Consider the following 8,850-nt stretch of genomic DNA (forward strand, 5'->3'; position numbering starts at 1 on the left):
GAGAGCAACCGGGATCCTGTTCGCCCCGCTATGGCGCGCAGGGGCCTAGAAATTGAAGACCGCTCCTGTGTACGCCGTCAGTTCGCAGTGGTTGCCGAAGGTGCGCTCGAACCACATGTGGTTGCCGTCCCATAGGCCGGAGGCGGAGACGGTGATGGGGTCGTATTGCTTTGCGCAGCCGGTGTCGCGTGAGGGTTTGAGGTCGGTGATGTCGCCTGAGACCGGGTCGAGAAGGCGGCAGGCTTCGGAGGCGCGGGCGTGCGTGCCGCCGAGGGGGCCGCACTGGAGGAAGGCGATCCGGTCGGCGGGGGTGACGGACTCGCCTCGGGCGATCGTCAGCAGGAGCGCTCGGCTGACGCCCTTGCCCTGGGCCGAGGTGGTGGAGTCGGGTGGCGGTCCGCCGGGGAATGGGTGGAACGCCGACGCGGACGGGAGCGCCCCTTTCCCCGGTGGGGCCGGCAGCGCCATAGGGCCGTCCGGCGCGGGTCGTCTCTGTGGGGTGTCGCCGACGGACGTGCCATCCGGCGCGGTCCCGGCGGACCCATCCGGCTGGGCGCCGGCAGATCCGTCACGCGGGCCTCCGCCGGATCCATACCGTGGACCTCCATCAGATTCATACCGTGGACCTCCACCGGATCCATATCGTGGGCCTCGGGCAGGCCCATCCCATGGGACTCCAGGTCCGTGCCACTCGGCGCCGGATCCGTCCCATGGGGTGCCGAGAGCCGCGTCCGGCGGGGTTCCGGGGGATATGGCGTCTGGCGCGGCGCCGGCGGATGGTGGGGCCGAGGGGAAGAGGGCGCCAACGGCGCCGAAGGTCACGGTCGCCACGGCCGCCAGGCTGAGGGTCGCCACGGCGCCCGTGACGACGAACGTGCGGGTCAGGCCACGGTGCGGACGTCTCATCAGAATCCCCTATCCAGCAGGACGTCGAGCCGTCGCCGCCCCCCTCGTGTGTGTGCTTGCCGATCTCGCGCCGACCCCTGCTCGATGAGCAAGATTCGACGTACCAGGTATCTCTCCGGTTCCCGCACTTTTATAACAACCACATAACGGACATCCGCATTTGTCCGGTTTCGCCACAGTTGCCAAGATCGCCGGAGTACGGTCGATGAGTCTCTTTACGTACGCATGGGACCTTCCCGGGCATCCCATGACATAGAAGGAGCTCAATGAACACCCGAGCAAGGCGCCTGATCCTCCCTCTCGGTGGTGCCCTCATCGCCACCGGCATGATCGGCGCGACCCTCACCACCGCGGCGACGGCACAGGCCAAGCCGTCCCCGGTGAAGTCCGGCTCGCTGGCGAACGGGACCGACGCGAAGGCCATCGCGGGGTCCTGGACCGCCGGCAAGCTGAAGTCCGCGAAGTCCTACCTCGAGGACTCCTCGCTCTCCGGCAAGATGAAGGCGAGCACGCGCAAGGCCTCCGCCGACGGCAAGGCCGGTTCGATCGCCCCCCAGGGCGCCGGCGGCAAGACCGCGGGCTCGTCGAAGAACGTCAACCTGCCCACCAACGTGGGCAAGGTGTTCTTCCAGGTCGACGGCAAGCCGTACTGGTGCTCCGGCACCTCGATCCAGTCGAAGTACCACAACCTGGTCGCCACCGCGGGCCACTGCGTCTACGACACCGACAAGAACAAGTACGTCGACAACTTCGTCTTCATCCCCGGTTACTACCAGGGCAAGGCGCCGTGGGGCATCTACGTCGGCGCCAAGGTCAACCTCCACGACGACTTCTCCGTCTACGAGGACTACGACTACGACTACGCCTTCGTCAACGTCTACAACGGCGTGAAGCAGACCGGTGAGAAGATCGTCGACAAGACCACCTACGACGCCTACAAGGGTCCGAAGTGGGCGAAGGACGAGGAGATCTCCAAGGAGGAGTACCAGAAGAAGTACGACGAGAAGGGCGGTGAGACCGCCGACGCGTGGTCGAAGAGCACCGGCACCGAGATCGTCATGCCGTGGGGCACCAAGGGCGGCAAGAAGGTCCTCAAGGAGGTCAGCAAGGAGGACTTCGACAAGGCTCCGGCCTGGAACTCCAAGGTCAACTACTCCAAGGCGCCGGCCAAGACCTCCACGGAGATCGTCGACGAGGTCACGTACAACAAGTACACCGGCCCCGGCTACAAGAAGATCGTCGACTCGGCGTACACCATCACCCACTACTTCGTGAAGTACTGGGTGCAGGAGTCGACGTCGGTCAAGTACTACAAGACCGTCTTCCACATCAGGACCTTCCAGGACGCGGGCCGTCTCGGCGACAACGTCGGCGGTCAGGGCTTCACGTGGAACCGGAGCACGAAGTCGAAGTACTTCAGCTTCGGCTACCCCACCTCCGCCCACCTCGACGGTGACAAGGTCTACACCGGCGAGACGATGAAGTGGTGCTACGGCCAGGCGGGCGCCGCTCCGGCCGTCGCGAAGTACAAGGCGGAAGAGCAGCTGGCCATCAAGTGCGCCTTCACGCCCGGTGCGACCGGCGGCCCCTGGCTGATCCAGTACTCCAACGCCAAGCGGACCGGTTACGTCAACGGCGTCGTGAGCCTGACTCTCGACACCGACGGCAACAAGCGGTACGACCGGATCACGACGCCGTACTTCAACAGCGACACGTACGGCATCTACAAGTACGCGGCCAACCTGTGGACCGGGAAGCTTACGACGAGCTGACGCGAGCCACGGCAAGGTAGGGGGCCCGGGTCCGTATCGGGCCCCCTACCGGCCCCTCCGCCGCGGTGATCGTGGGACGTCCGATAACGAAGTGAACCCAGGTCGGCCAAGTACCGTGCCGAAAAGTAGTTGATCTGGAAAAATCGCCCTTCACCGTTGTCTGCACACTTCTGACCCCCGGAAGGTACGAAATGCCACCCCGAGCGAAGCGGATCGCGCTCACTCTCACCGGCGCGCTCGCGTCCGCGTGCGTGGTGATGTCCGCCGGCGCGGGGCCTGTCGAGGCGCGGGCCTCAAGCCAGACGGCGCCCGCCGGCATCACGTCCGTCCCCCTGGCGCAGAGTGAGGCGGACACACAGAAGGTCGTCGACTGGTGGACGCCGGACCGGCTCAAGCACGCCAACAGCTACATCCCCAGGACGGCCGCGGCGAGCACCGGCGCGGCGAGCCCGGAGGCCACCGGAACCGCGAGCGCCGCCGCGACACCGGCCGCGGCGGGGGCCACCAGCGCTCTGACCTCGACGGGTGGCACGACGACCGCCCTGGAGGGCTCGGCTCCCCCGAAGACGGCGGCGCAGGTCGCCCACTCCAGGAACGTGAACCTCCCGCCGACCGTGGGCAAGGTGTTCTTCCGCAACGGTGACGCCGAGTACTGGTGCTCGGCCTCGTCGGTGCACTCCAAGTACGGCAACGTCGTCGCCACCGCGGGCCACTGCGCCTACGACGTCAAGAGAGAGAAGCCCGTCGACTACTGGGTGTTCATCCCCTCGTACTCCGACGGGGCGACGCCGTACGGCATCTACGTCGGGCACACACTGCACCTCAACGAGAAGTACGCGGCCACGGGCGACTTCGACTACGACTACGCCTTCGTCACCGTCCACAACGGCTACCGCTGGGACGTCGACAGGGACGCCAACGGGCGGATCAAGAAGGACCCCAAGGGGCAGCCGGCCTACAAGATCGTGGACACCGGCCGGCTCGAGAGCCGCGTCGGCGGGCAGGGCTTCGCCTGGAACCGTGGGTTCACCGTCGCGGCGTACGCGTTCGGCTACCCGGCCGGCCAGCAACCCAACGGGACTCGGCCCTACACCGGCCGGACGATGGAGTCGTGCGCGACGAAGGCCACCAGCAAGATAGCCACGCAGAAGTGGGAGCTGGACCAGGGCGTCCTGTTCAAGGGGTGCGCGTTCACGGCCGGGGCCAGCGGAGGCCCGTGGCTGATCAAGTACGACAACGCGCGGCGCATCGGCTACCTCAACGGCGTGACCAGCCTGACCTACAACCTGGACGGCGACGGCCGCAACGACGCGATCTCGTCTCCGCTCTTCAACACGGCGACGTACCTCGTCTACTCCTACGCTGCGCGGCAGAAGACCGACTGACCGCGCGGATCCCTCTACGAGAGAAGGCCCGGCATGACGCCCGGGCCTTCTCTCGTCTCGGCCCGAGCAGGTACGGCACGTCATCGCGCGACGCCGTTTCAGGGTCAACCGGAACATCGATTTCGGAACTTCCAGAGTGGGTCCCGAATCAGAGTGATCGCGGCTCCACCAGGGAGGGGGCGACCGATGCCTCAGGTTCCCTGAACGGGGTGTGATTTACGTCACACCGGAAGTTCGTGACCCTCTGTGACAGTCAACCCCGTACAACGTATTCAGATCGCGGGAATCCCACCGAGGGCGTGACTGGCCTGAGCAATCGCCCGAAAGGCGCGTCGAGTTGACTGCGCGCGTCCACCGACGGACGCGATCACGAAAAGGACACGGGCGAGACGCCGCCTTACCAGATGTTCGCCGGCACATTGCGCGGCCGCTTCGCGCCGCTATCTTCCTCCTTATCCCTTTCCTGACGTATGGGACGCAGGATGCGTTCCACGTCCAGACCAAGGAGTTCCCCCCGTGAACACCCGTGTGAAGCGTCTCGTTCTGCCGCTGGGTGGCGCCGTCGCCGCCACCACCATGATCGGCGCGACCCTGGCCGGCACGGCCGGCGCCACCACCGCTCCGGCCAAGAAGCTGGTCACCATGGCTTCGGCCTCCCAGGCGCAGAAGATCAGCGAGTACTGGACCGCCAACGGTGGCGCCAAGTTCAAGGCCGCCACGCAGTACACCAACAACAGCGAGACCTCCGGCAAGATCAAGCTGGGTGGCGGCGACGCGGCCCCCGACGGCAAGGCCGGTGTGGTTCCCCCGATCGGTGGCGAGCCGAAGGTCACCGCCAAGGTGAAGAACATCAACCTGCCGAAGACCATCGGCAAGGTGTTCTTCGTGGCGGACGGCAACCTGTACTGGTGCTCCGCGTCGTCCATCCAGAGCAAGTACCACAACCTGGTCGCCACCGCCGGGCACTGCGTGTTCGACGAGAGCATCACCAACGGCGCGCTCGACTACTGGGTCTTCGTCCCGGGCTACTACCAGGGCAAGGCTCCTTGGGGCGTGTACGTCGGTAAGGCCGCCTACACCCACTACGACTTCGCGGTGTACGAGGACTTCGACAGCGACTACGCCTTCGTCACGGTCTACAACGGCCTCACCTTCGGCGGCGTGAAGCAGGTCGACAAGGCCACCTACGACAAGTGGCAGAGCCTGAAGTACACCAAGGGCGAGAACTACTACGTCGTGCTGTTCAAGGACGCGGGTCGTCTCGGCGACAACGTGGGTGGCCAGGGCTTCACCTGGAACCAGAAGCCGGGCCAGCCGGTCTACATCTTCGGCTACCCCGCGTCGGCGCACCCCGACGGTGACAAGCCGTTCACCGGTGTCACGCCGAAGTGGTGCTACGGCAAGACCTTCGCCGCCGCCCCGGCCGCCGCGTTCAAGGCGGAGGCCCAGATCGGCCTGAAGTGCTCCATGACCGCCGGCTCCTCCGGTGCGCCGTGGATCCTGAAGTACAGCAACACCAAGCGCCTCGGCTACATCAACGGTGTCAGCAGCCTCATCGGCGACGCCGACGGCAACGGCCGGATCGACTTCAGCACCTCGCCGTACTTCGACAGCGAGACCTACGCGATCTACAAGTCGGCCGCCAACCTCTGGTCCGGCTCGCTGGTCACCTCCGACGGTGACCTCGTCAAGAAGGCCTGAGGGTCGGCGAGCCGGAGTCCCCGGACTCCGGTGAGCCGAACGTCGTAAAGGGACTGAAAGGGGCCCGGCATTCGTGCCGGGCCCCTTTCTCATGCAAGGAAGGGAAACGGCCGCACGGGCTCACGGCGCACAGGAGCATCGCTTCCGGCCTCTTCGAAGCGGACGATCGGGCACTCGCGACGGCTCGAACCCGCCCCCGGGACGGTACTTCACCGCTCCCCGGTTCCCCTCAGGCCGAGTGATTTACGTCACAGTGAGTTCGGTGACGCTTCGTGACAGTCAACCCCGTACAACGTATCCAAATCCGGTGGACGACACCCATGACGCCATCCATCTGGGTAAAGCGTGAGAAGTCCGTGAGAGTTGACTGTGAGCGTCCACGAGTGGCGAACATCACGAGAAGGTCTCGGACGAAACGGCGGCTGACCAGATCCCAGCAGACGCATTGCGCAACCGGTAGGCCCCGATATCTTCCTGGCTATCCCTTTCCTGACGCATGGAGCGCTGGAGCGCTCCACGCCAGACCAAGGAGTCCCCTTGAACACCGCAGTCAAGCGTCTGGCTCTGCCGCTGGGTGGCGCCATCGCCGCCACCAGCATGATCGGCGCCACTCTGGTCGGCACGGCCGCCGCCACCACCGCTCCGGCGAAGAAGCTGGTCTCGCTGGCCTCCGCCTCCGAGGCGCAGAAGATCGGTAAGTTCTGGACCGCCAACGGTGGTGCCAACCTGAAGGCCGCCACGCAGTTCACCGACAACGCGCAGCAGTCGGGCAAGGTCAAGCTGGGTGGCGGCGACGCGGCCCCCGACGGCAAGGCCGGCGTGGTTCCCCCGATCGGTGGCGAGCCGAAGAGCACCGCCAAGGTGAAGAACATCAACCTGCCGAAGACCATCGGCAAGGTCTTCTTCACGATCGGCGACAAGGAGTACTGGTGCTCCGCGTCCTCGATCCAGAGCAAGTACCACAACCTGGTCGCCACCGCCGGGCACTGCGTGTTCGACGAGAGCATCACCAACGGCGCGCTCGACAACTGGGTCTTCGTCCCCGGCTACTACCAGGGCAAGGCTCCCTGGGGCGTGTACGTCGGTAAGGCCGCCTACACCCACTACGACTTCGCGGTGTACGAGGACTTCGACAGCGACTACGCCTTCGTCACGGTCTACAACGGCTACGTCTACGCCGGCGCCAAGCAGGTCTCCAAGGAGACCTACGACAAGTGGCAGGGCAGCAAGTCCGCCAAGGACGTCGAGATCAGCAAGGAAGAGTACGACGCGGCGCTGAAGGCCCACAACGGCCAGCAGAGCTCCGACGGCTGGACCAAGCCGATCCCGGGTGCTCCCGAGGTCGTCGTCCCCTGGGGCACCGACGGCGCCGTCGTGGCGACCAAGGAAGTCACCAAGGACGCCTACGACGCCGCTCCGGCCGCCGACGCCAAGGTGAACTTCCACAAGTCGAACGCGAAGAAGGTCACCGAGGAGATCGTCGACAAGGCGACCTACGACGCCTACACCGGTCCGGGTGCGAAGAGCGAGCGCGACGGCGCTTACATCATCACCCACTACTACGTGGACTACGCGACCAAGGCGCAGGTCGAGTACTACAAGACCGTCTACTACGTCGTCTACTACAAGGACGCGGGTCGTCTCGGCGACAACGTGGGTGGTCAGGGCTTCACCTGGAACCAGAAGATCGGCCAGCCGGTCTACGCGTTCGGGTACCCGGCCTCCGCGCACCCCGACGGTGACAAGCCGTTCACCGGTGTCACGCCGAAGTGGTGCTACGGCAAGACCTTCGCCGCCGCCCCGCGGCCGCCGCGTTCAAGGCCGAGGCCCAGATCGGCCTCAAGTGCTCCATGACCGCCGGCTCCTCCGGTGGCCCCTGGATCCTGAAGTACAGCAACACCAAGCGCCTCGGCTACATCAACGGTGTCACCAGCCTCATCGGCGACGCCGACAGCAACGGCCGGATCGACTTCAGCACCTCGGCCTACTTCGACAGCGAGACCTACGCGATCTACAAGGCCGCCGCCAACCTCTGGTCCGGCAAGATCGTCGCCGCCGACGGTGACTTCGTCACCAAGGCCTGAAACATTCGGTGAGCCGGAGCTCCGCGCTCCGGTGAGCCGAGGGCTGTAAAGGGACTGAGACAGGGCCCGGCATTCGTGCCGGGCCCTGTTTTCGTGTCCGGACAGGGATACCCGGCGAGCGGGCGGGAGTTTGCGCGTGCCGCATCCGGCCTGACGCGCACGCCCTAAATCAGCAAATTTCCAGGGGTTCCGGGCATCCGCAAGCGCCTTAGACGTAACGGGTGACCGGGACGGCTCCCTCGGGGTGATGTGATGTGCGTCACACCGCCGCCGTCACCGTAGGCAATCGCCCGCACACGCCACATTTGTCACACCAGTCACGAGCACTGACTGATCTGCGTTGACGATCAAATACGCCGCGAGGACGCCGAACCTTAGAGGACCCTTAGAAAGGTCACGGAACGGTCACGCGACTCCGAAGATCAAAATTTCCCCGGATTCCGGTTTCCGAGGCCAAGATCTTCTCTGTATCTTCCTGGCTATCCCTTTACTGACGCATGGAGCGCAGGATGCGTTCCACGTCCAGACCAAGGAGTTCCCTGTGAACACCCGTGTGAAGCGTCTCGTTCTGCCGCTGGGTGGCGCCATCGCCGCCACCAGCATGATCGGCGCGACCCTGGTCGGCACGGCCAGCGCCACCACCGCCCCGGCGAAGAAGCTGGTCTCGCTGGCCTCCGCCTCCGAGGCGCAGAAGATCGGTAAGTTCTGGACCGCCAACGGTGGTGCCAACCTGAAGGCCGCCACGCAGTTCACCGACAGCGCGCAGCAGTCGGGCAAGGTCAAGCTCGGTGGCGGCGACGCGGCCCCCGACGGCAAGGCCGGCGTGGTTCCCCCGATCGGTGGCGAGCCGAAGAGCACCGCCAAGGTGAAGAACATCAACCTGCCGAAGACCATCGGCAAGGTCTTCTTCACGATCGGCGACAAGGAGTACTGGTGCTCCGCGTCCTCGATCCAGAGCAAGTACCACAACCTGGTCGCCACCGCCGGGCACTGCGTGTTCGA

6 protein-coding genes and 1 pseudogene are annotated in these 8,850 nt (G+C 65.5%); 6 read left to right on the forward strand and 1 reads right to left on the reverse strand.

Annotated elements, in window-relative coordinates:
• Window positions 1–45: 45 nt before the first annotated feature.
• On the reverse strand, window positions 46–468 hold the full coding sequence (locus DQ384_RS41110; RefSeq protein WP_181871083.1) for an SSI family serine proteinase inhibitor: 423 nt from the start codon (window positions 466–468) through the stop codon (window positions 46–48).
• A gap of 704 nt (window positions 469–1,172) precedes the next feature.
• Between DQ384_RS41110 and DQ384_RS07745 the strand changes: the two genes are divergently transcribed.
• From DQ384_RS07745 to DQ384_RS07765, 6 genes and pseudogenes are all read left to right on the forward strand, one after another.
• On the forward strand, window positions 1,173–2,678 hold the full coding sequence (locus DQ384_RS07745; protein ID WP_114027990.1) for a trypsin-like serine peptidase: 1,506 nt from the start codon (window positions 1,173–1,175) through the stop codon (window positions 2,676–2,678).
• Window positions 2,679–2,869: 191 nt separating this feature from the next.
• Entirely contained in the window at window positions 2,870–4,063 is a 1,194-nt protein-coding gene (locus DQ384_RS07750) for a trypsin-like serine peptidase (RefSeq protein WP_114027991.1), read from the forward strand.
• Between the two features lie 516 nt (window positions 4,064–4,579).
• The gene (locus DQ384_RS07755; RefSeq protein ID WP_245966300.1) at window positions 4,580–5,764 is read left to right on the forward strand and encodes a trypsin-like serine peptidase; all 1,185 of its coding nucleotides are present in this window, start codon (window positions 4,580–4,582) and stop codon (window positions 5,762–5,764) included.
• Window positions 5,765–6,301: 537 nt separating this feature from the next.
• A complete protein-coding gene (locus DQ384_RS07760) occupies window positions 6,302–7,618 on the forward strand; it encodes a trypsin-like serine peptidase (protein WP_245966301.1) in 1,317 nt (438 codons plus the stop codon).
• The gene (locus DQ384_RS42710) at window positions 7,615–7,848 is read left to right on the forward strand and encodes a hypothetical protein (RefSeq protein WP_245966302.1); all 234 of its coding nucleotides are present in this window, start codon (window positions 7,615–7,617) and stop codon (window positions 7,846–7,848) included. Before DQ384_RS07760 ends, DQ384_RS42710 begins: the two co-directional genes overlap by 4 nt.
• A gap of 541 nt (window positions 7,849–8,389) precedes the next feature.
• Window positions 8,390–8,850, forward strand: a pseudogene (locus tag DQ384_RS07765) (trypsin-like serine peptidase); the annotation flags it as partial.

The sequence above is a fragment of the Sphaerisporangium album genome, assembly GCF_003323745.1.
Taxonomy (GTDB): Bacteria; Actinomycetota; Actinomycetes; order Streptosporangiales; family Streptosporangiaceae; genus Sphaerisporangium; species Sphaerisporangium album.

Coding starts and splice junctions, on each gene's coding strand:
- DQ384_RS41110 (WP_181871083.1), bottom strand. CDS start 468: ATGGCGCTGCCGGCCCCACCGGGGAAAGGGGCGCTCCCGTCCGCGTCG.
- DQ384_RS07745 (WP_114027990.1), top strand. CDS start 1,173: ATGAACACCCGAGCAAGGCGCCTGATCCTCCCTCTCGGTGGTGCCCTC.
- DQ384_RS07750 (WP_114027991.1), top strand. CDS start 2,870: ATGCCACCCCGAGCGAAGCGGATCGCGCTCACTCTCACCGGCGCGCTC.
- DQ384_RS42710 (WP_245966302.1), top strand. CDS start 7,615: ATGACCGCCGGCTCCTCCGGTGGCCCCTGGATCCTGAAGTACAGCAAC.